The following is a 25,281-nucleotide window of genomic DNA, read 5'->3' on the forward strand; positions in this document are numbered from 1 at the left end:
ACCTCCAGCTAGGTGGAGGTGGCAGGATCGGTTGCCATGACGGTCACCGTGGTGGGCATCGGCGGGTCGCTCCGCCCCAGTTCGCAGTCCGAGCGCGCCCTGCGCATCGCGCTGGAGGGGGCGGCGGAGGCGGGGGCGAAGACCGTCGAGGTCTCCGGGCCGGACCTGGTGCTGCCGTTCTACGACCCCTCGGTGCCCGATCGGCCGGACAACGCCCGTCGGCTCGTCGAGGCGCTGCGCGCGGCCGACGGGGTGGTGCTGGTCTCGCCCGGCTACCACGGCACGGTGTCCGGGCTGGTCAAGAACGCCCTGGACTACGTCGAGGACCTGCGCGAGGACGGCCGGCCCTACCTGGACGGCCGGGCGGTGGGCTGCGTGGCCACGGCCCTGGGCTGGCAGGCGTCGGTGACCACGTTGACCGCGCTGCGGTCGATCGTGCACGCGCTGCGCGGCTGGCCCACGCCGCTGGGCGCGGCGGTGAACTCGCGGGAGGTCGACTTCGACGCCGAGGGCGGCTGCTCGGTGCTCTCGGTGGCCGAACAGCTTCACACGATCGGGCGGCAAGTGACGGAGTTCGCCGTGTCGAGGGCCGGTTGAGCGGGTAGTTCCGGGGTGGCGTGAGCTGCCGCACCACCCGGTGCGGTTCGGCTTCGGCCGGGTGTTGGACTTGATCGAAGGACCAACCACCAGCTCAGAGGAGAACATCACCATGCAGGTGCTCTACACGGCGGAAGCGGTCGCGGTCGGGGACGGGCGCGACGGCGAGGTCCGGTCCTCGGACGGCGTCATCGACGAGCAGCTCGCCACGCCCAAGGAGCTGGGCGGGCCGGGTGGGGACAGGACCAACCCGGAGCAGCTGTTCGCCGCCGGCTACGCGGCGTGCTTCCACAGCGCGCTGCGGCTCTCCGCCCGCCAGTTGGGCGTGCGCGTCGGCGAGACGACGGTCACCGCGAAGGTGGGCCTCGGCCGTGACGACGCGGGCGCGTTCGGGCTGACCGTGGCGCTCGACGTCCACGTCCCGGGCGTCGACCAGGCCACGGCCGACCGGCTGGTCGAGGCGGCGCACCGCGTCTGCCCGTACTCCAACGCCACGCGCGGCAACATCGAGGTGGCCCTCACCGCCACCGTGTGAAGGAGGCGTCAGCACACATGAGCAACAGCCCGATCACCAGCCCGCTGTCCGAGTCCGACAAGGCCGCGGTGGGCACCGTCCTGCAGGCCACCCTGGTGGACCTGGTCGACCTGTCGCTGGTGGCCAAGCAGGCGCACTGGAACGTGGTCGGCAAGAACTTCCGCAGCGTCCACCTCCAGCTCGACGAGCTGGTCACGACGGCGCGGACCTACACCGACGAGGTGGCCGAGCGGGCCGCCGCGCTGGGCATCTCGCCCAACGGCAAGGCCAGGACGGTCGCCGAGGGCTCGGGCGTGCCCGAGTTCCCGGACGGCTGGCTCAAGGAGGCCGACGTGGTCTCCGCGGTCGTCACCGCGCTGGCCAAGCTGGTCGAGCGGCTGCGCGCGCGGATCGACGAGACCGACAAGTCCGACCTGGTCACCCAGGACCTGCTGATCGAGATCACCAAGAACCTGGAGCAGGCCCACTGGATGTGGCAGGCCCAGCAGGCATGACGGCGGGGTGACCCGACCGCCGGTTCGCCCGGCGGTCGGGTCGGCCCGCCTCAGCCCAGCACGCGCCGCACGAACGCGACCTCCGCCGCGGTCTGCCGGATGGTCTCCGCGACCACCAGCGAGCCGTGGCCGGCGTCGTACCGGTACACCTCGTACGCGGCGCCGCGCTCGGCCAGCCGGTCCAGGTAGTTGTCGATCTGCCGGATCGGGCAGCGCGGGTCGTTCTCGCCCGCCAGCACCAGCACGGGCGCGCGCACCGCGTCCACGTAGGTCAGCGGCGAGCACTCGCGGTACCGGTCGGGCAGCTCCTCCGGCGAACCGCCGAACAGCGCCCGGTCGAACGCCCGCAGCGGCTCCATCTCGTCCTCGTACGCGGCCAGGTAGTCGGCCACCGGCACGCCCGCGACGCCCGCCGCCCACAACCCGGGCTGGGTGCCCAGCGCCAGCAGCGTCAGGTAGCCGCCCCACGAGGCGCCGTTGACCACGCACTTCGCCGGGTCGGCGAACCCGGAGGACACGGCCCACCCGTGCACGGCCGCCACGTCCTCCAGCTCGGTCAGGCCCGGCCGGCCCTCGATCGCGTCGCGCCACTTCGAGCCGTAGCCGGTGGAGCCGCGGTAGTTGACGTGCACCACGGCGTACCCGGCGTCCAGCCACACCGCGCGGTAGGCGGAGAACCGGTCCTCGTCGGCCGAGTGCGGGCCGCCGTGCAGGTGGAACACGGTCGGCAGCGGGCCGTCCGGCGCGCCCGCGGGCCGCGCGACCAGGGCGTGCACCTCGCCGACGAACACGTCCTCCAGGTCGATCGAGGCGGGCGCCTCGTGCCCGGGCGGCTTGAGCAGCACGCGCTCGTCGCCGTCGGCGCCCAGCGTCCGCACCACGCCGGGCCGGGCGGCCGAGGACCACGAGTACTCCACCGCGCCGTCCGGGCGCACGCGCGCGCCGCCGACCGTGCCGTGCGGGGTGTCCAGGGCGGTCAGCTCGCCGGTCGCCAGGTCGTAGCGGTGCAGCGTGTTGCGGGCCCGGAAGGTGTGCGCGACCAGCAGCGCCCGCGCGTCGGGGTACCAGTCGGCGCTGATCTCGCCGGGCAGGTCGATGGTGACCTCGGTCTCGCTGTCCGCGGCGACGTCCCAGATCAGCAGCTCCTCCCGGCCGCGCCGCTCGTGGCCGACCAGCAGCCGGTTGTCGCCGCGCACCGGGCTGAACGCGATCGCGTCGAGGCCCTTGCCGGGGCCGTCCCACTTCTCGGCGACCTTTTCACCCGTCGGTGTGACCACGCGCAGCGCGGCGTGCCGGTTGTCGCCGTGCTCGGAGTGCGCGAGCACCACCAGGGTCTCGTCCTTGGACAGCGCGGAGACGCCGCCGTCGTTCTCGTGCGCGTAGATGACCTGGGCGGGCGCGCCGCCGCGGGAGACGTAGACGGTGGTGCCGTCGTCGGTGGAGGTGCCGACGGCGACCACGTCGTGCCCGATCTCCAGGCCCGCCGGGTAGCCCGCGGGCACGCCCTCGACGGCGGGCTTCGCGTCGCCGCCGGGGGCGAACGGCTCGCTGACCCAGGTGCCGAACTCGTCGCCGTCGGTGTCGTTGAACCACCAGATCGCCTCGCCGTCGGGGCTCAGCGCGGCGTGCGAGGTGCCGTTCGGGCGGTCGGTGACCCTGCGGTGGGTGTCGGTGGCCCGGTCCCAGGCGTAGACCTCCCACACGCCGCTCGCGTTCGACAGGTAGAGGTTGCGGTCCGGCGCGTCGTCGGCCCAGCCGGGCAGGCTCACGCGCGGCGCGGTGAAGCGGGCGCGCCAGCGCTGTTCGGCCTCGGCGTCGGGGAACAGCGGGTCGGGGACCTCGGCGGTCGGGTGCGTCGTCACGTACCCGATCCTGCCGGCTTCCGGGCGGTGACCAGGTAGTAGTCCAGCAGTCCCCGGTCGAACGCCCGTCGATAGGCGCGGTCCCACCCGTTCGGGTGGGGGCCGAGTTCGAGCCAGCGGTCCAGCCCGTGCCACACGTGCTCGCCGATGCTCGTCGCGGTCACGTCGGCGAGGCCGGCGGCGCGCAGGTGGGCCAGCACGTCGTCGACCGGGTGGGCCAGGTCCAGGCCCCTGGTGAACGACCTGACCAGCCCGACCAGCTCGGGGACGGCCGCCGCGCCGGTGGCGAAGAAGGTGGTCAGCGCGAACCGGCCGCTGTCGGCCAGGACGCGGGCGCTCTCCCGCGCGAAGCCCGCGACGTCCTCGAAGTGCTGCGCGGCCTCCACCGACAGCAGGCGGTCGAAGGAGGCGTCCGGGAACGGCATGGCGCACGCGGAGCCCGTGGTGAACGCCACGCGCGGGTCGGTGCCGCCGGCGGTGGCGCGGGCCACCTGCTCGGGCTCCAGGTCCAGGCCGCGGACCAGGGAGGGCTCGTGGCGCAGCGCCCGGCGGGCACCCACGCCGTGCCCGCAGCCGACCTCCAGGAGGCGGTCGCCGGGGCGCACGTCCAGGGCGTCGAGGACGACGTCGTAGAGGGCTTCCTGGGTGCCGACGCGCTGCTCGACGGTGAGCCCGCCGGTCAGGTCGACACCCCGCCAGTAGCCGAAGTTGATGAAGCCGCCGGCGAACACGGGCAGGGCGGCCAGGTCCCGCTCGCCGTACATGCGGCGGCGCAGCGCGGTGCGTTCCGCGAGGTCGGTCACGGAGGTGATCGTGCCCTAGCGGTCCAGCTCCTCCTCGAAGATGCGGTCCATCGTGCGCGAGGCGCGGTGCAGGGCGTTGACCACGAGGCCCAGCAGGGCGACGACGAGGCCGACCACGACGCCGGGGGTGGGCGAGGTCAGCAGGGTGACGGCGGTGGCGGAGCCGAGTGCGGCCTGTGACCAGGCGAGCAGGGGGAGCCAGGTGCGGGCGGAGGAGGGACGGGCGGCGGAGGTGGTGCTCATGGGTCTCCTTCGCTTGCGGCGTCCGGTGTTCGGTGTCGTTCGGACGCGTTGCCCGGTCTTCGCGCCGATCTTGTCGTCTGTTACTTAGCGTGAGTTGAATCGTCAACTTTCACCCGGTTGGGTTAACAGAACGTGACGATCTGTCGGTTGGGAGGGGTGGAATCAATTTGGCAACAGCGAGGAGTGATGCGTAACGCCCACGTTCGGCCGAACGAATTCCCGGTCATACGAACCCGCACAGCGGAGGTCTGACGATGGTGGAGAACTCGGTTCGGCAGGGCGGTCGGGTCGCGTGCCTGGACGCCCTGGGTCGTCGGCGAACGCTGGAGGTGTCCCTGACCGAGGACGGCGACGTGTGCATCCACACCCCGCCCGGCGAGTCGGCGAAGCTGGACTGGACGCAGGTCGGTGAACTGCTCCGCAAGCTCGCCGAGTTGCGCCCGCACACCCGCTAGTCCTCGGGGCGGGTCGGTCGGGGGAAGCCCCCCGACCCCGACCGACCCGCGCCCGGCGGTTCGGCACCGCCGGCGCGGAGACGAATCAGGCCCACAGAGGGAGTCCTCTGTGGGCCTGATCTGTGTCGGGGTGACAGGATTTGAACCTGCGACCTCTTCGTCCCGAACGAAGCGCGCTACCAAACTGCGCCACACCCCGGTCCCGCCCGACCCCCGTGGGGCTCGAACGAGGAGAACTCTACCTGATCCCCCCACCCACTCCGAACCGGGTATCCCTTTTCGCGTCGAACCCGTCCTGACCTGCGTCGACGCCCCGAGCCACCAGCGTCAGCAGGCTGGCCTCCGGCGGGCACGCGAAGCGCACCGGCGCGTACGGCGACGTGCCCAGCCCGGCGGAGACGTTCAGCCACGTGCGCGCCCCCCACCGCGACACCCCGCGGGCCCGCGAGCGGTCCAGGTCGCAGTTCGTCACCAGGGCCCCGTAGCCCGGCACGCGCAGCTGGCCGCCGTGGGTGTGGCCGGCCAGGACGAGGTCGTAGCCGTCGCCCGCGAAGGCGTCCAGGACCCTCGGCTCGGGCGAGTGCGTCACCCCCAGGCGCAGGTCGGCCGACGGCGGCTCGCCCGCGATCTCGTCGTACCGGTCGCGCTTGAGGTGGGGGTCGTCCACGCCGGCCGCGAAGATCGTCAGACCCCCCGCCTCGAACGTCCGGCGCACGTGCGTCAGGTCCAGCCAGCCGCGCTCGACCATGGCCGCGCGCAGGTCGCGCCACGGCAGCGGGATGCCGTGGATGCGCTTGGTCTTGGCCGACGGCAGCAGGTACCGCACCGGGTTCTTCGGGCGCGGCGCGTAGTAGTCGTTGCTGCCGAACACGAACACGCCCGGCCGCTCCAGCAGCGGGCCCAGGGCGCGGATCACGGCGGGCACGGCCTGCTGGTGCGCCAGGTTGTCGCCGGTGTTGACCACCAGGTCCGGCGCCAGCTCGGCCAGCGCGGCGACCCACCGCTGCTTGGACCGCTGCCCGGGGAGCATGTGCAGGTCCGACAGGTGCAGCACGCGCAGCGGCGCGGAACCCGGCGGCAGGACCGGCACGGTGGCTTCGCGCAGCGTCCAGTGCCGCCGTTCGATGCCCGCCGCGTAGGCGACGGTGGCGGTGCCGAGGGCGGTGGTGGCGAGGAGGGCCCGGCCGAGCTTGTTCACGTCCCCGAGGGTAGGGGGTTTACCCGTTCGGGGTGTGGCGGGTCGCCCGGTACCGTTCCCGACCATGGCGGAGCTGAAGGCGCGGTTGCAGGCTGACCTGACGGTGGCGATCAAGAACCGGGAGACGGTCCGGGCCGGTGCGCTGCGGATGGCGCTGGCCGCCGTGACGACCGAGGAGGTCGCCGGCAAGACCGCCCGCGAGCTGTCCGACGACGAGGTGCTGAAGGTCATCACCCGCGAGGTGAAGAAGCGCAAGGAGGCCGCGGAGGCGTTCGCGGGCGCCGGGCGCGCCGAGCAGGCCGAGCTGGAGCGCACCGAGTCCGCGGTGCTGGAGGCGTACCTGCCCGCGCAGCTGTCCGACGACGAGCTGGCCTCGCTGGTCGACGGCGTGGTGGCCCGGCTGGCCGACGAGCTGGGCGAGCGGCCCGGGCAGCGGCAGATGGGGCAGGTCATGAAGGCGGTCAACGCCGAGGTGGCCGGGCGCGCCGAGGGCGGCCGGGTGGCCGCGGTCGTGCGGGCGAAGCTGGCCTGAGGACGACGGCGGGCTCCCGCGTCACCTGCCCGGTGGCTCGACCGGGATGGTGATCTGCGGCGGCTCGGTGGGCCGCCCCGGTCCCGGCCGCGGGTCGGGCTCGGGCTGCCCCGGCGGCGGCACGGCCGTGGTGGGCTCGACCGGCTGCGGCGGCGGCACGTAGCCCGTGGACACCAGCAGCGTCACCACGGTGCCGCGCAACGCGCTGCCGCGCGGCGTCTGGCCCACCACGCGCCCCTTGGGCTGCTCGGAGTTCCGGTTCTGCACCGAGACCTGGTACCCGGCCTCCTCCAGCGCCCGCGTGGCGTCGTTGACGTTGCGCCCCACCACGTCCGGGATGCGGATCTCGCTGCCGCCCTTGAGGTAGCGCTCCTCGACCGGCGGCAGGCCGCGCACCGGCAGTCCGGCGTGGACGTCGGTCATCGCGTCGAACCAGGTGCGCGCGGGGATCGTGCCGCCGTAGATGTCGCCGCGCCCGCACAGCCGGGGCGTGCCGTTGACGCAGATCGGGCTCGGGTTGGGGCCGTCGTTGAACGTCTGCACCGCGCCCGCGTAGTCGGGGGTCGCGCCGATGAACGCCGCCGACTTGTACTCCTCGGTGGTGCCGGTCTTGCCCATCATCGGCCGCTTCCAGCCGAACTGCTGCGCCGCCCGGGCCGCGGTGCCCCCGCCCTGGTCGTCCTTCGACATCCCGGTCGCCAGGCCGTTGGCCAGCGGCTCGGCCACGACCTGCTCGCACGGCGCCTCGTTGACCGGCACCTGCTCGCCGTTGCGGTCGAGCACCTTCACGATCGGCGAGGGCGGGCACCACACGCCGCCGCTCATGATGGTGGCGGCCACGTTCGCCAGCTCCAACGTGGACACCGGCGCCGGGCTGAGGGTGAACGAGGCGTTGCCGCCGTTGGACTTGTAGAACTCCGCCTGCGACACCCGCAGCTCGCGGTTCTTCGCCCGCGGGTCCGGTCGCACGCCGGCGAGGTTGGTGGCCATCGTGTCGCGCATCCCCAGCCGCGAGGCCATGTCCACCACCGGGTCCATGCCCAGCTGCTCCTCCAGGATCACGAAGCCGGTGTTGGGCGAGGTCTGCAGCGCCGTCTGCAACGACATCTGCGCCGGGTAGGAGTTGTTCTCGTTGCTCAGGCAGTACCAGCGGGTGTCCGGCTCGCCGGTGGACGGGCAGTTCTTCGCGCCGCCCTTGAACACCCGCGACACGTGGGAGCCGGGCGTGGCGATGGTGTTCTCGATGCCCATGCCCTTCTCCAGGGCCGCGGCCGCGGTGAACACCTTGTAGACCGACCCGGCGCCGAACTTGTTCTCCACCCCGGACGGCAGGTCGAACTGGGTCTGGAACTGGTCGGCCTTGAGCCCGTAGTCGCGGTTGGCCACCAGCGCGACCACCTCGTGCCGCTCCTTGCCCGGCCGCACGATCGCCAGCGTGTTGGCGATGCCGTTGGTGGACTTGGGCAGCTGCGCCTCGGCGGCCTGCTTGGCGTGGCCGGTGACGGTGCGGTCCAACGTGGTCTGCACGGTGTAGCCGCCGGTCTTGAGCTGCTCCAGGCTGAACCCGTTGCGCTCCAGGTAGTTCACCGCGTACGAGCAGAAGAACCCGTTCTCCGGGCCCGCGCCGACGCAGCCGTTGGGCGGCGTGCGCACGGGCGTGGCCAGGCCCAGCGGTTCCCGCTTGGCGGCCTCGGCGGTGTCCCGGGACAGCTTGTCGTTCTCCACCATCTTGTCGATGACCTGGTTGCGCCGCTCCAGCGCCTTGTCCGGGTACACCTCGGGGTTCAACGCGGACGGGCTGTTGACCATGCCCGCGAGCATCGCCGACTGCGCCACGGTCAGCCGGTCCGGCGTGGTGTCGAAGTACGCCCGGGCCGCCGCGGCGATGCCGTAGACGGTCGAGCCGAACGGCACCACGTTCAGGTAGCGCGCGAGGATTTCGTCCTTGCCCAGCTTGGTTTCCAGCTGGATGGAGATCCGCGCTTCACGCGCTTTTCGCGCGATCGTCTGCTCCTGGGCCTTTTGCTGTTCGACCAAGTTGTTCCGCGCCACCACGTGCACGAGGTAGTTCTTCACGTATTGCTGCGTGAGCGTGGAGGCGCCCTGCGTGACCGAGCCGCTGAACTGGTTGGTCAGGCCCGCGCGGATGGTGCCCTTCCAGTCCACGCCCTGGTGCTCGTAGAAGCGGCGGTCCTCGATGGAGACCAGCGCCGCCTTCATGGTGTCCGCGATCTTCTCCGGCGGCACCAGCACCCGGTACTGGTCGTACAGGTAGGCGATCGGCACGCCGTCCTTGTCGGTGACCGTCGTGACCAGGGGCGGGTCGGTGGTGACCAGGTCGGCGGAGATGCTGTCGACCGTGTCGCTGGCCCGGTTCGACACCAGCCCCAGCGAGCCGACGACGGGGAACAGCAGACCCGACAGCAGGACGCCGGCCAGCAGACACAGGCCGAGCAGTTTCAGCACGCCGTTCCTGGCTCGCATGCAGGTCAGCGTACGCGGCACCGAAAGTACCGGTGTGGTCGCGCACAGTTGATTACCCAGGATGAGTACTCGTACTCAAGACAGGTAACAGGTGGGCAACCCAGGGTTGGAGGTGGAACCGGAAGGCTCTACAGTCCGTCACTGTCCAAGACAGCAGTCGATGGCGGGACCACTCGTCGGTGGTCAGCCTACGGCATCCGCGGCAGGGGTGTGGCGGATTTACGAGGTCTGGGCACTGTGTGAACCGAGGTGGGGGATATGCAGCAACAGGGGGATTGGCGGATCAAGGCGTCGTGCCGTGATGAGGAGCCGGACCAGCTCTTCGTGCGCGGCGCCGAGCAGCGCAAGGCCAAGGTGGTGTGCCTCGGGTGTCCCGTGCGCACCGAGTGCCTGGCCGAGGCCCTGGACAACCGGATCGAGTTCGGTGTCTGGGGCGGCATGACGGAGCGTGAGCGACGGGCGCTGCTGCGGCGCCGCCCGGACGTCACGTCCTGGTACGAGCTCCTCGACAGCGCACGTCAGGAGCACACCGAGGAGTCCAAGGTCGGCTGATCGGCCGACGCCCGGTCACCGCGGTCCGGTCACCGGGTGTCACTCGCCCGCGAGCCGCCGGCCGATCTCGTGCAGGCCGTCCAGGTCGTGCACGTCGGCGGGCAGCGCGGGTACCCCGATCAGCGGAACGCCGGGGTGCGCCCGGGTGAACCGCGCGAGCAGTCGCTTCTCGCGATCGGCGACGGCCACGCGGTCCGCGTGCACCCGCAGCACCGCGGCGGCCAGGGGCGCGTCACCCGACCGCTCCAGCCGGTCCGCCGCGGCCAGCGCGCCCGGTGCGGGCAAGGGGGCCAGCACGGGGTGCGTCCGGTTCGCCACCAGACCGGTCAACGGCATGTGCTCGGCGCTCAACCGCTCCACGAAGTAGCTGGCCTCCCGCAGCGCGTCCGGTTCGGCCGCGGCGATCACCAGGAACCCCGTACCGGGTGACCGCAGCAGGTCGTAGGTGGCCTGGGCGCGCTGCCGGAAGCCGCCGAACATGCTGTCGAGCGCCTGCACGAAGGTCGACGCGTCGTGCAGGAGCTGGCCGCCCACGATCGTCGACACGGCCTTGGTGAACAGGCCGAAGCCGGCGCCGACGATCTTGCGGATGCCGCGCCCGCCCGCCCGGGCGGGCGCCGACAGCATCCGGATCAGCTTGCCGTCGAGCACCGCGGACAGCCGCTGCGGCGCGTCCAGGAAGTCCAGCGCCGACCGGCTGGGCGGGGTGTCCACGACGATCAGGTCCCACTCGTCCTGCGCGGCGAGCTGGCCCAGCTTCTCCATCGCCATGTACTCCTGCGTGCCGGAGAACGAGGTGGAGATCGTCTGGTAGAAGGGGTTGGCCAGGATCTGCTCGGCCCGCTCCCGGCCCGCGTGCTGCCACACCATGTCGTCGAACGTGCGGCGCATGTCGAGCATCATCGCGTGCAGGTCGCCCTTGAACTCCCCCTCCACGCGGCGGGGGTTGTTGTCGAGCTCCCGCAGGCCCAGCGACTGGGCCAGCCGGCGGGCCGGGTCGATGGTCAGCACCACCGCCCGCCGCCCCCGCTCGGCGGCGCGCACGGCCAGCGCGGCGGCCGTGGTCGTCTTGCCGACGCCACCCGAGCCGCAGCACACCAGCACCCTGGTCGCCGGGTCGTCCAGCAGCGCGTCCACGTCCAGCCGGTTCACCGGACCCCCTGCCCGACCATCGCCTCGGCCAGCTCGTACAGCGCGGCCACGTCCACCCCGTCGGTCAGCTCCGGCAGCTCCAGGGTCGGCAGGTCCGACTCGGCCAGCTTCTCCTTGGCCCGCTGCTCGGTGCGCACCCGCACGGCGTGCTCCACGGTCTGCTCGACCAGGCCCTCCAGCACGTCCTCGGGCAGCTCCAGCCCGGCGGCGACCAGGCCGGCGCGCACCCGCGCCCCGTCGACCCGGCCCTCCGCGGCGGCGGCCACCGACCGGGCGGGCAGCCGCGGCGGCCGCACCCGGTTGACGAACACCGCGCCCGGCCGCAGGTCGGCGCCGTCCAGCTCGGCCACCGCGTCCAGGGTCTCCCGCACCGGCATCTCCTCCAGCAGCGCGACCAGGTGCACCGCCGTGTCGCCGGAGTGCAGCAGCCGCACCACGCCCTCGCTCTGGCCCTTGATCGGGCCCACCTTGGCCAGGTCGGCCATGGCGCGGGTGACGTCGAGGAAGCGGACCACCCGGCCGGTCGGCGGCGCGTCCAGCACGACCGCGTCGTACTCGTGCCGCCCGGTGCCCGAGGTGCGCCGCACGCACTCCTTGACCTTGCCGGTGAGCAGCACGTCCCGCAGGCCGGGCGCCAGCGTGGTGGCGAACTCGATCGCGCCCGTCCTCTTCAGCGTCCGGCCGGCGAAGCCCAGGTTGTAGAACATGTCCAGGTACTCCAGCAGCGCCGCCTCCGGGTCCACCGCCAGCGCCCGCACCTCGCCGCCGCCGGGCGCGGACGCGATGCGCTCCTCCGCGTAGGGCAGCGGCGGCCGGTCGAACAGCCGGGCGATGCCCTGCCGGTTCTCGACCTCGACCAGCAGCACCCGCCGCCCGCCGGTGGCCAGCGCGAGGGCCAGCGCCGCGGCGACCGTCGTCTTGCCGGTGCCCCCCTTGCCGGTCACCACGTGCAGGCGCGCGCGGGTGAGTTCGTCGGTCCAGCCGTCCACCGGATCAGCCTATGCGCGAGGGGTGGTGACCCGCTGGCCAGAGGGGCGGGCCGACCGGGCCGATTCCACCGGATCAGTCCCACATCGTGATGAAGACCACCGCGATGGCCGTCGCGCCCACCACGCCCCAGGCCACCACCGACGGCAGCACGTAGGCGATCAGCACCGCCACCACCGCGACCGCGGCGAGCCCGATGAGGGCCGCGCGCCGGACGTCACCGCGGCGGGCGCCCTTGCGGTCGCGGGCCTGCGCCATGCCCACGAGCACCATCACCAGCCCGCCCAGCAGGAACGAGCCGGTGGCGACGAGCCGCCACGTTTCCACGTGATCAAGGTAGCGCCTGGTGACGGTGTCGTCACCAGGGCGTCACCGGTGGAAACCGCAATCCTGCGTGGAGGGGGTTCGTAGACTGCGGGGGTGGGGGTGCGCAACGACGTCAGCGGGACCGCTTACGCGCCCGTCGTGCAGGCCGGGCGCATCGACCACGTGACGCTCGTGCTGGTGCGCGACGAGTTCCTGCTGGGGCGGCGGGCCGAGCTGACCATGACCGCGCTGGTGGACCGGTTGCGCCGGGTGCTGGTGCGCAACCTCGCGCTGATCGGGGAGCTGACCCGGAAGCGGGACGAGGCCCGGTTGGCGGCGGCGCGGTCGACGCGGGGGCGGACCGAGGAGCAGTTGCGGCGCGCGGAGGCCGAGCGGGCCCGTGCGGTGGAGATCACGGCCGGGTTGATGGCGAAGCTGGTCGAGGTGCTGGAGCAGGAGCCCGAGGCGGCGGCCGGGTTCGACCCCGGGGACCTGCGGGAGTACGCGGTCGACCCCGACGAGCTGCTGGCCGACCTGAACGCCGGGCTGACCGACGTCGACCACCTGCTGGACGCGCAGTCCCGGGTGCTGACCGGCCTGGTCGGGCCGCCCGCGGTGACCGGTCCGGCGCGGGACGACGACGCCGAGGCCGCCAGGCTGATCGGGATAATGTCGAATGTCGACATCAGCCTCACCCATCGGGTGGCGGCCGTGGGGAAGTTGAAGTCGTTCGGCGCGGGGTACGTCGATGACACCGCGGCCGGGATCAGGTCCCTGCTCTCCGAGGAGGCGGTCGACCACGTCGAGCGCAGGAGCCTCGTCAGGACCCTGACCTCGCTGGCGCCGCGCTTCCGGGCCGAGGCCGAATCCCTCTTCCGCGCGGGGTGGAACGACACCGACCTCGACCCGCTCCAGCGGATGCACTACGCGTCCGCCCTGGTCGGCTCGGGGGCACGCGACCGGGACCGCGCCCTGGACTTCATCCGCTCGGTGGCGATCGGCGGGGTCGAGGACTGCTGGCTGTCCGACCGGCTCGCCGCGGCGCGTCAGTGGGTGAGGGGCGAGCCGGGCGAGCGGGGCGCGGTCCTCGCCGTCCTCGAAGCCCTCCACCGGCGGCCCGACCTGCCGGAAGGCGACCGCGTCAAGGTGGCCGAGCTGATCAGGGAGATCAGGACGGACCCCGATGCCCGGTAGCACACGCGCCCACCCGGGCGCTCCCGCTAGGCTGCCCGCCATGCAGACGTGGGAGTACGCGACCGTCCCGCTGTTGATCCACGCCACCAAGGCGATCCTGGACCAGTGGGGCGCCGACGGCTGGGAGCTGGTCACCGTCCTGCCCAACCCCAGCGGTGAGCAGCACGTCGCCTACCTGAAGCGACCCAGGGCATGAGCCACACCGCGCGGCTGGCCGAGCTGGGCGTCGAGCTGCCGGAGGTGGCGGCCCCGGTCGCCGCGTACGTGCCCGCCGTGCGCAGCGGGCAGTGGGTCTACACGTCCGGCCAGCTGCCGTTCGTGGCGGGCTCGCTCGCGGCCACCGGCAAGGTCGGCGCCGACGTCAGCCCGGAGGAGGCCAAGGCCCACGCGCGCACCTGCGCGCTGAACGCGCTGGCCGCCGTGGACGCCCTGGTCGGGCTGGACTCGGTGGTCCGGGTGGTCAAGCTGGTCGGGTTCGTCGCCTCCGCCGAGGGCTTCACCGGGCAGCCCGCCGTGATCAACGGCGCCTCCGAGCTGCTCGGCGAGGTGTTCGGCGAGGCCGGGCGGCACGCGCGGTCGGCGGTCGGCGTGGCCGAGCTGCCCCTGGGCGCGCCGGTCGAGCTGGAACTCGTCGTCGAGATCGGGGAGTGAGATGTCGGACACGTGCCACGAGCTGCTGCTGCGGCTGGCCGGGCGCCTCCCGGACGACGTGCTGTGGCGGTTCCGCGACTGGGCCGCGACGGACGCGGTCGTGGTGCTGGCCCGCGTCCTGCCGCGCACGCTGCTGCACGACCGCATCGGCCTGACCGACCACGAGCAGCGCCTCCTGGCGGACGCCCTGGTGCCCCACGGGGCCGATCGGGCGCTCCTCAGTTCCGTCAAGGGGCTGGACGAATTGCCCGATCCCGGCTACACCTTCTCCCCGGAATTCCCCGATCGGGTGACGATGGGGGATTCCGCGACCGTGGTGCTCGGAGCGACCCTGCGCGGGCGTCCCGGGGTCGGCGAAGTCCGGTCCGCGTGGCGGCTGGGCGGGGGCGAACCCAGGAGGCTGGTCCTGGTCGCCGCCACGTCCGGGTGCGCCCGGCTGGCCGGTGAGCTCCAGCGCGTGCTGCGGGCGCTCGGCGAGCACGACCCGTGTGTCGAGGTCCTGCCCGCCGGACTGGACCTGCCGCCCTACCACCGGGCGGCGTTGGCGGTCTCGGAGCTGGTGTGCGCCGGCGCCGAGGCCGACGGGCACCTGGTGCCCGTCTAGAGCTCGGCGCTCCCGCGCGGGCCGGAAGGAGAGCAGGCGTGACGAACGACGGCGTGGGACTGCCCGTCCGTTTACACGACCTCTTGTTGGCGTTGGCCGGGCGCGTCGACGACGACGCCCTGACCCAGGCCCGGGAGCTGCTGGCGGTCGCCGAGCTGGACAGAGCCGTGGAGTTCCTGGTCGGCTGCCTGCTGGCCGGGCGCATCCCGGTGTCGCCGGAGGAGCGCCGCGAGGTCGGCGGGCTGCTGGCCGAGGTGCGCTCGGACCCGTCGCTGGCCGACCGGCTGTTCGCCGTGGAGCAGGTGCCCGTGCCGCGCCACCGGTTCACCGCGGAGTCCGACCCGGCCGACGGCCTCGGCGAGGTGCTGGGCAAGACCCTGTCGGCGCTGCCCGACGTGCGCGGCGTGCGCGCGACCTGGCGGTCCAGCCCGGCCGGCGCGACGCCCGGACCGCTGCCGCAGCGGGTCGTCCTGGTGGACGTCGGCCCGGCGGGCTTCGCGCCCGCCACCGCCTACCGGGTCGACACCGTGCTGCGGCGGGCGGGCATCCGCGCCGCGGTCGAGGTGCTGACCGTGGGCACGCCGCTGGGCGAGTACCACGCGGCCGCCACCACCACGGCCCGCGAGGTGTTCTTCCCGTCCGGCTCCACCGTCCCCGAGCCGCCACCGGACGCCACGACCTGGTTCGACGGCGACGTCCGGGACCAGGCACCGGTGGTCGAGCCGGCACCGGTGCCTGCGGACAACCAGACCGGCTCCAAGTTCCGCCGTGCGCGCGTCGAGTCGTACGAGGGCGCCCAGCCGTTCCCGCCGAAGCCGGTCAAGCGCCTGCCGGTGCGCGACCAGGCCGAGGAGGAGCGGCGACCCCCGGTCGCCGAGCCCCCGGCGGTCGAGCCGGTGGTTGTCGAGCCCCCGGTCGGCGCCCCGGTCACCGCCCCGGTCGACGAGCGCCCGGAGCCGGTCGAGGAGCCGGTGATCGCCCTGGCGCCGCTGCCCGACGAGCACCCGCTGTCGCGCTCCGAGGTGACGACCGAGCTGGGCCCGGACGACCTGGCGGCGCTGCAGGCGGCCCTGGCCGACGGGCAGGCGCCCGCGGCGGTGCACCTGCCGCCGACCGTGGACGCCAAGCTCAGCGACCGCGAGCGGGCGCTGCTCCAGCAGCTGCACGAGGAGCTGGCGCAGCGCGAGCAGCAGACGTGGCCCGGGGGACCGGAGTTCGTCAACGGCATGCCCAAGCCGAACAACGGCCGGCAGCCCGGCTGACGCGACCGTTGGCCGGTTGTCCTCAACCGGCCAACGGTCCGCCCGCCTGTTTCGACCGGGGGCGGCTCGCCGCGCCGGCTCTCACGCCGCGCCGGTCCTCACGCCGCGCCGGTCCTCACGCCACGCCCTCCGCCTTGCGACGCGCCAGGTCGAGGACCCGCTGGAGGTGCAGGCCGCGGCGCACGTCCAGCGGGTGCTCCGCGGTGCCGCCGTCGACCATGGCCACGAAGTCGTCCAGCAGGTTGGCGAAGCACTGCAACGCGGTCGTGCCCCGGTCCGCCAGCACCCGGTGACCGTGCTCGCCGTAGACCGAGATCTCGGAGATGCTCGGGTTCAGCGGCAACGACATGGTTATCGTCGCCACGCTCGTCGCACCGCCCTCGTGGCGCAGGACCACCTGCCACAGCCCGCGCTCGGAGACGTCGGCCGCGACCACGTCCGTGATCGGCCCCAGGGCGGCGTCGAGCAGGTCGAACGCGTGCGGGCCCACGTCGTCCAGCGGACCGCGCTCGTGCCGCCACGCCGAGTGCGAGAACGGGCCGCCGAGCAACGCGCCGGTCAGCCAGCGCGCGCTGCCGCCGACCCAGCCGCCGGTCTCGTTCAGCCGGTCGAGCTGTTCCCGGATCTCGGGGGCGAAGCGCCTGGTCAGCACCACGAGCGAGGCGACGCCGTGCCGCGCCACGGCGTCCGCGAGCCGTTCGGCGTCGGCGAGGGTCGAGGCGATCGGCTTCTCCAGCACCAGGTGCTTGCCCCGCTCGGCCGCCTCGATCGCGAGAGGTGCCTGCACCCCCGGCGGCACGGCGAAGGCGACGGCGTCCACCTGCTCGAACAGCTCGTCGGTGGTGGTGGCGACCGCGGCGCCGTAAGCACTGGCCAACTGCGCGGCGGCCTCCGGGCGCCTGGCCCAGACGGCGGTCAGGCGGGTGCCGGGGTGGTCGGCGATGCCGGGCGCGTGCACCTGGTTGGCCCAGGGACCGGCGCCGACGAGTCCTACGCGCAGCTGATCGTCCACGTGATCGATCCTAGTTTCCACCGCGTGGCCCCACCCCTGTCGCGCCGCTGCGCCTCCTGTCGCGCCGCTTCGCCCTTGCCGCGCCGCTCCACCCCCTGTCGCGCCGCCCCGCCCTTGCCGCGCCGGCAGCTCACCGCTCACCCTCGGGCGCCTTCACCCCGCCGCCCCACCTTCAACCCGCGGTTCCCCGTCATGGCTCCCACCACCACGGCTCGCCCAGTTCATCGGCGCGGCCCCCCGGGCCCAGCCACCTCACCGACCCCCGGTGTAAGCCTCCTTGGGCACGAAGATCCGCCCACCGCCGATCCCGCTCGTCCCTCCCCCTTCCCCCTCTCCTCCTCCCCCTCCGCCGAACCGGAGCTCCACCCCTTCTTCGGTGCGCACGACCTCGGGCGCGGTCCCCCACCCGTCGGGAATGGGCACGACGTGGCCGTAGTCCTCGGTCTGCCCCAGCCAAACCTCGTGCTCGGTGCCGCCGATCAACCGGGTCCGCTCCTTGACGTACACGTTCGGGGACCCCTCGTTCGTGTCAACCGTCGTGCTGGAGGGCAGGAAGAGGAGCACGGCGGCGACCGCCGTGAGTCCGGTGCCGAGGATGGCGCCGAAACCGAACAGGAGGACGTTGAGCAGGCAGCCTTTTCGCGTGGTGTCCACGGGGATGATCCTCGCCGTAGGCTCGGGCCGTGCGCGAACTACCCGACGAACTGGTGCTGCCACCGGGGATGGTCCCGGAATCCTTCGACGGACCGCCGGTGGCGCCGCGCGACGCCGCGACCGTGGTCCTGGTGCGCGACGGTGCGGCGGGGGTCGAGGCGTTCCTGCTGCGGCGGGTGGCGGGGATGGCGTTCGCGGGCGGGATGACGGTGTTCCCCGGCGGCGGGGTGGACCCCCGCGACGCGGACACCTCCGTCGCCTGGGCAGGCCCACCACCCGATTGGTGGGCATCGAAGTTCACCTGTACGTCTCACCTCGCCCGAGCCCTGGTGTGCGCGGCGGTCCGCGAGACGTTCGAGGAATCCGGCGTGCTGCTGGCCGGCCCATCACCCGATTCGGTGGTCGCGGACACAGCGGGTTACGCGGACGCACGAGCCGCCCTGGTGGCTCGCGAGCTGTCGCTGGCGCAGTTCCTGGCCTCGGCGGGCCTGGTCCTGCGAGCCGACCTGCTCCGCCCGTGGGGGAACTGGGTGACCCCGGAAGAAGAGCCCCGCCGCTACGACACCCGGTTCTTCGTCGCGGTGCTGCCCGAGGGCCAACGCGCCGACGGCATGACCTCCGAGGCGTCGGGCAGCCAGTGGCAGCGCCCCGTGGACGCCCTGGCCGACTGGAAAGCCGGGAAGCACGCACTGCTGCCACCCACCTGGGTGACACTGGCCGACCTGGCCGACCTGAACTCGGTGGCGGACGTGCTGGCCGCTCCGCGCGAGGTGTCGAAGATCATCCCCAAGCTGGTCCGGGACGGCGGTGTGGTGAGGGTGGTCGTGCCGTGAGCGCCGAGCAGAACCCCCAGTACGGCGTGTTGCGCGAGGTCACGCCTTTCGCGTCGGTCGTGCTGGCGGAAAACCCGGGCGTGATGACCCTGGAGGGGACGAACACCTGGGTGCTGCGCGCCCCCGGCTCGCCCACGTGCGCGATCGTCGACCCAGGCCCCCTGGACCGCGCCCACCTGGACCGGGTGGCCGCCTGCGGCCCAGTGGACGCGGTGCTCCTCACCCACGGTCACCCAGACCACTCGGAAGGGGCGCGCACTTTCGGGGACCTGGTCAACGCCCCCGTACACGCAGTAACCCAATCCCTGGGCACCGCCCCCCTGACCGGCGACGAGGTGATCGAAGCCGGCGGCCTGGAGATCCGAGTCCTGGCCACCCCGGGCCACACCGACGACTCGGTCTCGTTCCAGGTCCACGACGCGATCCTGACCGGCGACACCATCCTGGGCAGGGGCACCACCGTCCTCGACGGCAAACTGGGCGACTACCTGGCAACGCTGAAAACCCTGGCCGCCCTCCCCCGAGGCACCACGGTCCTCCCCGGCCACGGCCCCGAACTCCCCGACGTCGTGGCGGTGGCCCAGGCGTACCTCAAGCACCGCGAGGACAGGTTGGCGCAGGTCCGAGCCGCAGCAGAACGCCTCGGCGGCGCCCCCACCGCGAGGCAGGTGGTCGAACTGGTGTACGCCGACGTAGACCGCTCGCTGTGGCCCGCGGCGGAGTGGTCCGTGCGGGCCCAGCTGGAGTACCTGGGCATCGCCTGACCCCACCCGGACCCCAGCCACCGCGCGACGGCCGTTGGCACCCACCACGCCCGCGGCGGGCATCGGCCCAAAACCGCGGCAGACCGGCGCGGTTGGCGGCCGCAGGTGGTGCTGGTTGTGCTTGCGGCTTGCTCTGGTGGGTGGCCGGCCTGTGCCGGGTGGCGGGCCTGTGGTGGGTGTACGCGGCCCGGGGGATGGGTGGGTGGCTGTTCGGTGAGGGGCGACGCTCTTGGCTGGGCGGTTGGTGGTCAGCCGTTGCGGGGGCGGCTGGTGGGGTGGTGGGTCGTGGTCGGGCGGCTGGGAAGCGGTGTTCGGTGTGGTGGGTGGTTGGTGTGGTGGCGGTAGCGGCGGTGGTGGGTGGAGGTAGGGGGGTGGTTCGCGGCTTCGACATGTCTAACCGAGTGGCGGTGGCGGTGTTTTCGTACATGTTGGGCCGATGATCACCCGATCGTGTGGCCGAGCTCAACACCCCGCCCCGATCAGACCTGCGTGCGCAGGGGGACCACCAGGTACGTCAGCTCGACCCCGTCCTCGCCCGCCGGGGACGTCAGGACCGTGGAGCGGAGGCCGTCCTGGATGCGGAGTTCCACTCGGCGGCCGCTGAAGGCGCGCAGGGCGTCCGCCAGGTACCTGGCCTGGAAGGTCTTGGTCACGCGGTTGCCGTCGATGGTCGCCTTGACCGACTCCTCCGACTCGCCCGCCCGCGGGTCGCTGCCCCTCACCCGCACCTCGCCGTCGTCGACCTGGATGGTCACCGAGCCGTGCGGGCCCGCGTAGGGCACCGCCCGCCGCACGGCGCCCGCCAGGACGTCCGCTTCAACCAACACCGTGCTGTCGATGACCGCCTCCAGCAACTTGCGCGCTCGATCGTCGGGGAAGGGGGCAGCCAGCAGCGCGGTGCTCACGCTGCCGCCTGACCAGGACAGGGCCACGCGGTCGGCGTCGGCGTGCACCGACACCTCCGCGTCGCGGTCGGGGTGCTTGGACGCCTCGGCCAGGACCGCCGCCGGGGCCAGGACGTCAAGCTCCGCTGTCCGCGCCCACGGTAGCGAAGCGAACGCCATTCGATAACGATCCGTCGCCATCAGTTCCAATCGAGATGTCGTCCCGTGCACGCGGACGCCGGTGAACACGGGGAGGGCGTCGTCCTTCGACGCGGCGCCGGCCACCGGGGTGAGGGCGGCGGTCAGGGCTCGTGCGGGCACCGACCCCACCCGCGGGGGCAGGGGTGGCACCCCGGGGTGGGCGGCCAGGTCGAGCAGGGGGAGGGCGAAGCGGGCGGTGGCGGTGCGGACGGCCAGGCGGGAGCCCTCGACGACCAGGCGGACCCGCGGGTCGTCCAGGCCGCGGAGGGTGCCGGCCAGCGGTGCGGCCGGGACCAGGACGGCGCCGTCCGCGTGTACGGTGGCGGGGCGGGTCAGGCGGATGGCGTGCTCGCGGCCGCTGCCCGCCACCTCGACCCCGTGGCGGTCCGCGCGCAGGACGAGGCCGGCCGGCACCGGGGCCCTGGTGGGCAGGAGTCGGGCCGCGTCGGCGGCGGCCGAGGCCAGGTCCGCGGTGGTGGCGGTCACGTCCATGGGGGAGAAGCTAGACCTGATCACCGACAAAAACGGGGGGACGAGGCGCGCCTGTGGACAACTCGCGGAAGGGGGGAGAGCCGAGGGGAACCCCGGATCCGGCGTCGGAGCCGGGGGGCGAGACCGGAACCGAGGGTGGGAGCCGCGGCCCCGCGCAACCGGAACAGGTGGAAGGTGCCTCAGCGGGCCGCGACCAGGTCCACCTCGTCCTGCCGCAACGGCACCCCGGCCGCCACGGTGCCGCGGAACACCCACACCAGCGCCGCGATCACCACGCCCGACACCGCGCCCACCGCGAACGCCGCCCCGGTCCCGTGCGCCTCGACCAGCTGCCCGCTCGCCGACTGCCCGATCGCCAACCCCACGGTCACCGCGGTCACCACCCAGCCGAACGCCTCGGTCGTCGTCCCGGCCGGCGCGACCTGCTCGATCGCCGCCGAGTGCGTGGTGGCCTGGGGCGTGATCAGGGTGCCCGCCGCGAACAGCGCCAACCCCAGCCCGACCAACCCGCTGGGCACCGCGAGCAGCAGCGCGAGCAGCCCGAACCCGCCCAGCAGCACGGGCAGCCTCAGGTGCATCGCCCGGGGGAACGGCTTCATCGCGTACAGCACGCCGAACAGCACCGAGCTGACCGACCACACGCTCAGCAGCAGCCCGCCGACGCCGACGTGGCCGGCCTGCGCCGCCGCCGCGGGGACGGCCACCTCGATGAACCCGATGGTCACGCCGAAGCCCAGCGCGGCCAGCGCGACCGTCCGCATGCCCGGCGACGACAGCGCGCCCAGCAGGCTGCGCCGCACCGGCTCCGGCCGCACGCCGCGCACGGTCGGGTTCAGCGCGAACCACAGCGCGCCGACCGCCATCGACACCGCGCCCAGCACCACGCCGGTGCCCGCCCACGGCGCCGCGACCAGCAGCCCGGCCAGGCCGGGGCCGAGGATGAAGAACACCTCCATGCTGATCGCCTCGTAGGCGTACCCGGCGTGCCGCGCGGGCCCGGCGGGCAGCACGTGCGACCACAGCGCCCGCGACGCCGAGCCCACCATGGGCTCGGTGGTGCCGAGCGCGAACGCCAGCGGCACCAGGGCGGCCGGCGGGGCGCCCGCCTCGACCGCGGTCACGCTCAGCGCCGCGAACACGGCGAACAGCGACACCGTGACCAGCAGCGGGCGCGTCGGCCCGTGCCGGTCCATCAGCCTGCCCTGCACGATCGACCCGACCGCGACGCCCACCAGCGCCGCCGCCGACACCAGGCCCGCCGCGGCGAACGAGCCGGTCTCGCGCTGCACGTAGAGCAGCAGGGCGAGGCCGATCATGGCGACCGGCAGGCGGGCGAGCAGGGACGCGGCCACGGGGCCGCGCATGCCGGGGGTGGTGAGGGCGGTGCGGTAGTCGGAGAGACGGGCAGAGTGGGACATGCGTACCAGTATGCAGGCATTGGTACGCGCGTACCAGTGTTTTGGCGGTGCGGTGCCTCACCCGCGTGAGGGGGCTGGGGTCACGATTCGATGACAACGATGGGATGACCGGGTGAAACCGCGCGGCGAAAGCGACGAACACCGGGTCCTTGAGGGTGAAGGGGCTTGAGCTGCGGTAGGGGTCTCGTGCGATCGTTGACGAAACAGCCGTGTGATCGTTGACGAAACTGCCACTCCGCACCCGTTTCGGCGTACGCCGCAGCGGGTAGCCAAACCTCCTTCCGGCGCCAGAGGGTCGGGGCCTGCGGGCGTCGGAGGTGTGGGATGCGTGGTCTGTCGGGGGATGGGCCGCGCGGCAACAGGGCCGGTGCGCCGCGTCGGGGGCGGCGCCCGGCCCTGTTGGACCGGGTCTAGCGCGCCCGGCGGGCCAGGCGCTCCGGGTCGAGGATCAGCACGCTCTTGCCCTCCAACCGCAGCCAGCCGCGGTGGGCGAAGTCGGCCAGGGCCTTGTTCACCGTCTCGCGCGAGGCGCCCACGAACTGGGCGATCTCCTCCTGCGTCAGGTCGTGGGTGACCCGCAGCAGACCGGCCTCCTGGCTGCCGAAGCGCTGCGCGAGCTGCAACAACGCCTTCGCCACGCGGCCCGGCACATCGGTGAAGATCAGGTCCGCGAGCATGGAGTTCGTCCGCCGCAGCCGCCGCGCCAGGGCGCGCAGCAGCTGCTCGGCGATCTCCGGCCGGTTCGTGATCCACTGCCGCAGCGCGGGGCGGTCCATGCTGACCGCCCGCACCTCCGTCACCGTGGTCGCGGTGGACGTGCGCGGACCCGGGTCGAAGATCGACAGCTCGCCGAACATGTCGGACGGGCCGAAGATCCCCAACAGGTTCTCCCGGCCGTCGGGCGACTTCCGGCCGATCTTCACCTTCCCGGACTGGATGATGTAGAGCCGGTCGCCCGGCTCGCCTTCCGCGAAGATCACGTGGCCGCGCGGGAATTCAACGGACTCCAGCGTCTGCGCCAGTGCCTCCGCTGCAGCCGGTTCAACCCCCTGGAAGATGCCCGCGCGGGCCAGGGTCTCGTCCACCTCGTCCCTCCTGTCGAGACACGGCGGCATGGTCGAGCGCGTTCCGCCTTCTGGCGGAGCAGCGCCTTGCCGCCGATCACTGAGTGCAGTCTAAGGGCTGTGGTCGAGATCGCCTTTCGGCGCGCCGCCACAGCACCCAGGACAGCCCGATGAGGCCCGCCGGGGGTTTGACCCCGAGGGCCTCGCCGGTCCTGCTCCCGCTTAGCGGCGGATGCGCCGCTGCCGCAGGTTCCTGGCACGACCGCCCAGCCTGCGCAGCCGGAACAGTTCCAGCGCGCGGCCGATGCCGTGCCCGTAGAGCGCCCTGACCTCGTCGGGGCGGGCCGACTCCAGGAACTCCTCGACCTCGTCCTCCTGCACCGCCACGTGCCGGAGACGAGCTTCGACGCGCTCCATGAAGAGCGCGAAGAACATGATCACGATCGGAACGGCGATGACGAACCAGGCAGTCATGATGGCTCCGATCCTTGCGCATCCACTCGCGGGTGCATCAAGAGGGGGTCACTCCAGCGTGTCGTCGTGCGGTTCGTACGGGGGACGTCCGTGACTGGGTGCTGGTTGCTCGCCGTTCTGTTCCCCGCGATCGTGAGCGGTCAAACGCCCCCGCGCGGTGAACCGGTACGTCATGTGACTCCGGCAGACGCAGTAGTGTTCGAGCATGGCGAAGAGCGCGGTGAAGCAGCCGGAGACGAGGCTGGGGCTGGTCCGCCGGGCGCGCCGGATGACCCGCGTGCTCGCCCTCGGCTACCCCGACGCGCACTGCGAGCTGAACTTCACCAACCCGCTCGAACTGCTCGTCGCGGTGGTGCTCTCCGCCCAGACCACCGACGTCCGGGTGAACCAGGTCACGCCCGCGCTGTTCCGGCGCTACCGGACCGCGCGGGACTTCGCCTCGGCCGACCGCGCCGAGCTGGAGGAGCTGATCCGCCCCACCGGCTTCTACCGGAACAAGGCGGCCTCCCTGCAGGGCCTGGGCGCCGCGCTGGTGGAGCGGTTCGGCGGCGAGGTGCCCGGCAGGCTGGAGGACCTGGTCACCCTGCCCGGCGTGGGCCGCAAGACCGCGAACGTGGTGCTCGGCGACGCGTTCGGCGTGCCCGGGATCACCGTGGACACCCACTTCGGCCGGCTGACCCGCCGCTGGGGCTGGACCGCCGAGGAGGACCCGGTCAAGGTCGAGCACGCGGTGGGCCCGCTGGTCGAGCGCCGGGAGTGGACGCTGCTGTCGCACCGCACGATCTTCCACGGCCGCCGCGTCTGCCACGCCCGGACACCCGCCTGCGGTGCCTGCCTGCTCGCCCCGCTGTGCCCGTCCTACGGCGTCGGCCAGGTCGACCCGGTCAAGGCGCAGAAGCTGGTCAAGGGCGAGGAGGCGCCGCACCTGATCGAGCTGGCCGAGCGCGTGCGGGCGGGGGAGAAGCTGGCGTGAGCGCCCGAGCGCGGTGGGCAGTCGTCGTCCTGGTGCTGGCGGTGGCGGGCGCCGTCGCGCTGTGGCCGCGCGCGGACGACCCGCCGGCCGCCGAGAGCACGCCGTCCCGACCCGCGCAGGACCTCGGCCTGCTGCGCGAGCGCGCCGCCCTGCCGCCGTGCCCCTCCGGCACCGGCGGGCCGGCGGCGCTGCGCGGCGTCGAGGTGACCTGCCTGGGCGACGGCACCCCGCTCGACCTGGCCGGCGCGCTGCCCGGCCGGGCCCTGGTGAACTTCTGGGCCACCTGGTGCGTTCCCTGTCAGGAAGAGCTCAAGGTGCTCGACGCCTACTCGCGCGAGCCGGGCGCCGTGCCGGTGGTGGCGGTGCTCGTGGGCAGCAAGGAGGGGGACGGTCTGGAGCTGCTGGCCAAGCTGGGCGTCCGCCTGCCCGCGGTGCACGACCCGGCCGACGCGGTGCGCGCGGCGGTCCGGGCGCGCCCCGGGCTGCCGCTCAGCGTCGTGGTGGGCGGGGACGGCGCGCTGACCGAGGTGGCCGACCCGCCCGTGTTCGAGTCGGTGGAGCAGGTGCGCGAGGTGGTCGGGTGACCGCCCCGGTCGAACCG

29 protein-coding genes and 1 tRNA gene are annotated in these 25,281 nt (G+C 73.2%); 15 read left to right on the forward strand and 15 right to left on the reverse strand.

The genetic code is table 11. The features are described 5' to 3' along the window. Positions 1-36 precede the first annotated feature (36 nt). The 3 genes from EKG83_RS01265 (at position 37) to EKG83_RS01275 (ending at position 1,626) form a co-directional block, all read left to right on the forward strand. Positions 37-597, forward strand: a complete 561-nt coding sequence (locus tag EKG83_RS01265; protein ID WP_033433454.1) for an NADPH-dependent FMN reductase — start codon at positions 37-39, stop codon at positions 595-597. A 112-nt stretch (positions 598-709) separates the two neighbouring features. Beyond that, positions 710-1,132, forward strand: a complete 423-nt coding sequence (locus tag EKG83_RS01270) for an organic hydroperoxide resistance protein (RefSeq protein ID WP_033433513.1) — start codon at positions 710-712, stop codon at positions 1,130-1,132. Positions 1,133-1,149: 17 nt separating this feature from the next. Beyond that, entirely contained in the window at positions 1,150-1,626 is a 477-nt protein-coding gene (locus tag EKG83_RS01275) for a Dps family protein (protein WP_033433455.1), read from the forward strand. Positions 1,627-1,676: 50 nt separating this feature from the next. Here the strand turns inward: EKG83_RS01275 and EKG83_RS01280 are convergent, their stop codons facing one another. Genes EKG83_RS01280 through EKG83_RS01290 form a run of 3 tightly spaced genes read right to left on the reverse strand, consistent with a single transcriptional unit; the run spans position 1,677 to position 4,534 of the window. Continuing rightward, complete coding sequence (locus EKG83_RS01280; protein WP_033433456.1) at positions 1,677-3,488, reverse strand: S9 family peptidase; 1,812 nt, start codon at positions 3,486-3,488, stop codon at positions 1,677-1,679. Then, on the reverse strand, positions 3,485-4,291 hold the full coding sequence (locus EKG83_RS01285; protein WP_033433457.1) for a class I SAM-dependent methyltransferase: 807 nt from the start codon (positions 4,289-4,291) through the stop codon (positions 3,485-3,487). Before EKG83_RS01285 ends, EKG83_RS01280 begins: the two co-directional genes overlap by 4 nt. Before the next feature lie 15 nt (positions 4,292-4,306). Beyond that, the gene (locus EKG83_RS01290; RefSeq protein ID WP_033433458.1) at positions 4,307-4,534 is read right to left on the reverse strand and encodes a hypothetical protein; all 228 of its coding nucleotides are present in this window, start codon (positions 4,532-4,534) and stop codon (positions 4,307-4,309) included. A gap of 254 nt (positions 4,535-4,788) precedes the next feature. Between EKG83_RS01290 and EKG83_RS01295 the strand changes: the two genes are divergently transcribed. After that, on the forward strand, positions 4,789-4,989 hold the full coding sequence (locus EKG83_RS01295; protein ID WP_033433459.1) for a hypothetical protein: 201 nt from the start codon (positions 4,789-4,791) through the stop codon (positions 4,987-4,989). A gap of 125 nt (positions 4,990-5,114) precedes the next feature. On the opposite strand, the gene EKG83_RS01300 is transcribed toward EKG83_RS01295, so the two are convergent. Further along, positions 5,115-5,188 (reverse strand) — tRNA-Pro (locus EKG83_RS01300). A 39-nt stretch (positions 5,189-5,227) separates the two neighbouring features. Continuing rightward, positions 5,228-6,187, reverse strand: a complete 960-nt coding sequence (locus EKG83_RS01305) for a metallophosphoesterase (RefSeq protein WP_033433460.1) — start codon at positions 6,185-6,187, stop codon at positions 5,228-5,230. A 64-nt stretch (positions 6,188-6,251) separates the two neighbouring features. On the opposite strand from EKG83_RS01305, the gene EKG83_RS01310 reads away from it, so the two are divergent. Then, positions 6,252-6,719, forward strand: a complete 468-nt coding sequence (locus EKG83_RS01310) for a GatB/YqeY domain-containing protein (RefSeq protein ID WP_033433514.1) — start codon at positions 6,252-6,254, stop codon at positions 6,717-6,719. 21 nt (positions 6,720-6,740) lie between these two features. On the opposite strand, the gene EKG83_RS01315 is transcribed toward EKG83_RS01310, so the two are convergent. Further along, entirely contained in the window at positions 6,741-9,203 is a 2,463-nt protein-coding gene (locus tag EKG83_RS01315; protein WP_033433461.1) for a transglycosylase domain-containing protein, read from the reverse strand. Between the two features lie 258 nt (positions 9,204-9,461). On the opposite strand from EKG83_RS01315, the gene EKG83_RS01320 reads away from it, so the two are divergent. Next, positions 9,462-9,755, forward strand: a complete 294-nt coding sequence (locus EKG83_RS01320) for a WhiB family transcriptional regulator (RefSeq protein WP_033433515.1) — start codon at positions 9,462-9,464, stop codon at positions 9,753-9,755. 39 nt (positions 9,756-9,794) lie between these two features. Here the strand turns inward: EKG83_RS01320 and EKG83_RS01325 are convergent, their stop codons facing one another. The 3 genes from EKG83_RS01325 to EKG83_RS01335 all read right to left on the reverse strand — a co-directional run bounded on the left by EKG83_RS01325 (position 9,795) and on the right by EKG83_RS01335 (position 12,221). Continuing rightward, positions 9,795-10,907 (reverse strand): ArsA family ATPase, encoded by a 1,113-nt coding sequence (locus EKG83_RS01325; protein ID WP_033433462.1) that lies wholly within the window; start codon positions 10,905-10,907, stop codon positions 9,795-9,797. Then, a complete protein-coding gene (locus EKG83_RS01330) occupies positions 10,904-11,896 on the reverse strand; it encodes an ArsA-related P-loop ATPase (protein WP_033433463.1) in 993 nt (330 codons plus the stop codon). Before EKG83_RS01330 ends, EKG83_RS01325 begins: the two co-directional genes overlap by 4 nt. Positions 11,897-11,969: 73 nt before the next feature. Next, complete coding sequence (locus tag EKG83_RS01335; protein WP_033433464.1) at positions 11,970-12,221, reverse strand: hypothetical protein; 252 nt, start codon at positions 12,219-12,221, stop codon at positions 11,970-11,972. A 93-nt stretch (positions 12,222-12,314) separates the two neighbouring features. Here EKG83_RS01335 and EKG83_RS01340 point away from each other — a divergent pair, with 93 nt between their 5' ends. From EKG83_RS01340 to EKG83_RS01360, 5 genes are read left to right on the forward strand one after another with little or no spacing between them, the layout of a single operon-like run. Continuing rightward, the gene (locus tag EKG83_RS01340; RefSeq protein WP_033433465.1) at positions 12,315-13,394 is read left to right on the forward strand and encodes a hypothetical protein; all 1,080 of its coding nucleotides are present in this window, start codon (positions 12,315-12,317) and stop codon (positions 13,392-13,394) included. Positions 13,395-13,434: 40 nt separating this feature from the next. Next, on the forward strand, positions 13,435-13,590 hold the full coding sequence (locus tag EKG83_RS01345) for a DUF4177 domain-containing protein (RefSeq protein WP_153277830.1): 156 nt from the start codon (positions 13,435-13,437) through the stop codon (positions 13,588-13,590). Then, positions 13,587-14,045 carry a RidA family protein gene (locus EKG83_RS01350; RefSeq protein WP_033433466.1) on the forward strand — a complete coding sequence of 153 codons (459 nt, stop codon included), beginning with the start codon at positions 13,587-13,589 and terminating at the stop codon, positions 14,043-14,045. Before EKG83_RS01345 ends, EKG83_RS01350 begins: the two co-directional genes overlap by 4 nt. Before the next feature lies 1 nt (position 14,046). Continuing rightward, positions 14,047-14,649 (forward strand): hypothetical protein, encoded by a 603-nt coding sequence (locus tag EKG83_RS01355; RefSeq protein WP_033433467.1) that lies wholly within the window; start codon positions 14,047-14,049, stop codon positions 14,647-14,649. Positions 14,650-14,687: 38 nt separating this feature from the next. Continuing rightward, positions 14,688-15,911: a hypothetical protein gene (locus EKG83_RS01360; protein WP_153277831.1), complete on the forward strand. Its 1,224-nt coding sequence runs from the start codon at positions 14,688-14,690 to the stop codon at positions 15,909-15,911. Positions 15,912-16,026: 115 nt separating this feature from the next. Here EKG83_RS01360 and EKG83_RS01365 read toward each other — a convergent pair whose 3' ends face one another. Continuing rightward, positions 16,027-16,923 (reverse strand): Gfo/Idh/MocA family protein, encoded by an 897-nt coding sequence (locus EKG83_RS01365; protein WP_051766482.1) that lies wholly within the window; start codon positions 16,921-16,923, stop codon positions 16,027-16,029. A gap of 252 nt (positions 16,924-17,175) precedes the next feature. Then, the gene (locus EKG83_RS01370) at positions 17,176-17,577 is read right to left on the reverse strand and encodes a hypothetical protein (protein WP_033433468.1); all 402 of its coding nucleotides are present in this window, start codon (positions 17,575-17,577) and stop codon (positions 17,176-17,178) included. 68 nt (positions 17,578-17,645) lie between these two features. Between EKG83_RS01370 and EKG83_RS01375 the strand changes: the two genes are divergently transcribed. Then, complete coding sequence (locus EKG83_RS01375) at positions 17,646-18,410, forward strand: NUDIX hydrolase (protein WP_051766490.1); 765 nt, start codon at positions 17,646-17,648, stop codon at positions 18,408-18,410. Further along, positions 18,407-19,174: an MBL fold metallo-hydrolase gene (locus EKG83_RS01380; RefSeq protein ID WP_033433469.1), complete on the forward strand. Its 768-nt coding sequence runs from the start codon at positions 18,407-18,409 to the stop codon at positions 19,172-19,174. Before EKG83_RS01375 ends, EKG83_RS01380 begins: the two co-directional genes overlap by 4 nt. 479 nt (positions 19,175-19,653) lie before the next feature. Here EKG83_RS01380 and EKG83_RS01385 read toward each other — a convergent pair whose 3' ends face one another. From EKG83_RS01385 to EKG83_RS01400, 4 genes are all read right to left on the reverse strand, one after another. Further along, complete coding sequence (locus tag EKG83_RS01385; RefSeq protein ID WP_033433470.1) at positions 19,654-20,751, reverse strand: DNA polymerase III subunit beta; 1,098 nt, start codon at positions 20,749-20,751, stop codon at positions 19,654-19,656. A gap of 179 nt (positions 20,752-20,930) precedes the next feature. Further along, positions 20,931-22,169: an MFS transporter gene (locus tag EKG83_RS01390; protein WP_033433471.1), complete on the reverse strand. Its 1,239-nt coding sequence runs from the start codon at positions 22,167-22,169 to the stop codon at positions 20,931-20,933. A gap of 410 nt (positions 22,170-22,579) precedes the next feature. Then, entirely contained in the window at positions 22,580-23,254 is a 675-nt protein-coding gene (locus EKG83_RS01395; protein WP_015097742.1) for a Crp/Fnr family transcriptional regulator, read from the reverse strand. A 201-nt stretch (positions 23,255-23,455) separates the two neighbouring features. Continuing rightward, positions 23,456-23,707 carry a hypothetical protein gene (locus EKG83_RS01400; RefSeq protein WP_033433472.1) on the reverse strand — a complete coding sequence of 84 codons (252 nt, stop codon included), beginning with the start codon at positions 23,705-23,707 and terminating at the stop codon, positions 23,456-23,458. Positions 23,708-23,912: 205 nt separating this feature from the next. On the opposite strand from EKG83_RS01400, the gene nth reads away from it, so the two are divergent. Then, on the forward strand, positions 23,913-24,680 hold the full coding sequence (gene nth, locus EKG83_RS01405; protein WP_033433473.1) for an endonuclease III: 768 nt from the start codon (positions 23,913-23,915) through the stop codon (positions 24,678-24,680). Beyond that, positions 24,677-25,264 (forward strand): TlpA family protein disulfide reductase, encoded by a 588-nt coding sequence (locus EKG83_RS01410; protein WP_033433474.1) that lies wholly within the window; start codon positions 24,677-24,679, stop codon positions 25,262-25,264. Before nth ends, EKG83_RS01410 begins: the two co-directional genes overlap by 4 nt. Positions 25,265-25,281: the final 17 nt, after the last annotated feature.

Origin of the sequence: Saccharothrix syringae, assembly GCF_009498035.1 — a bacterium.
In the GTDB taxonomy this organism is placed as follows: Bacteria; Actinomycetota; Actinomycetes; order Mycobacteriales; family Pseudonocardiaceae; genus Actinosynnema; species Actinosynnema syringae.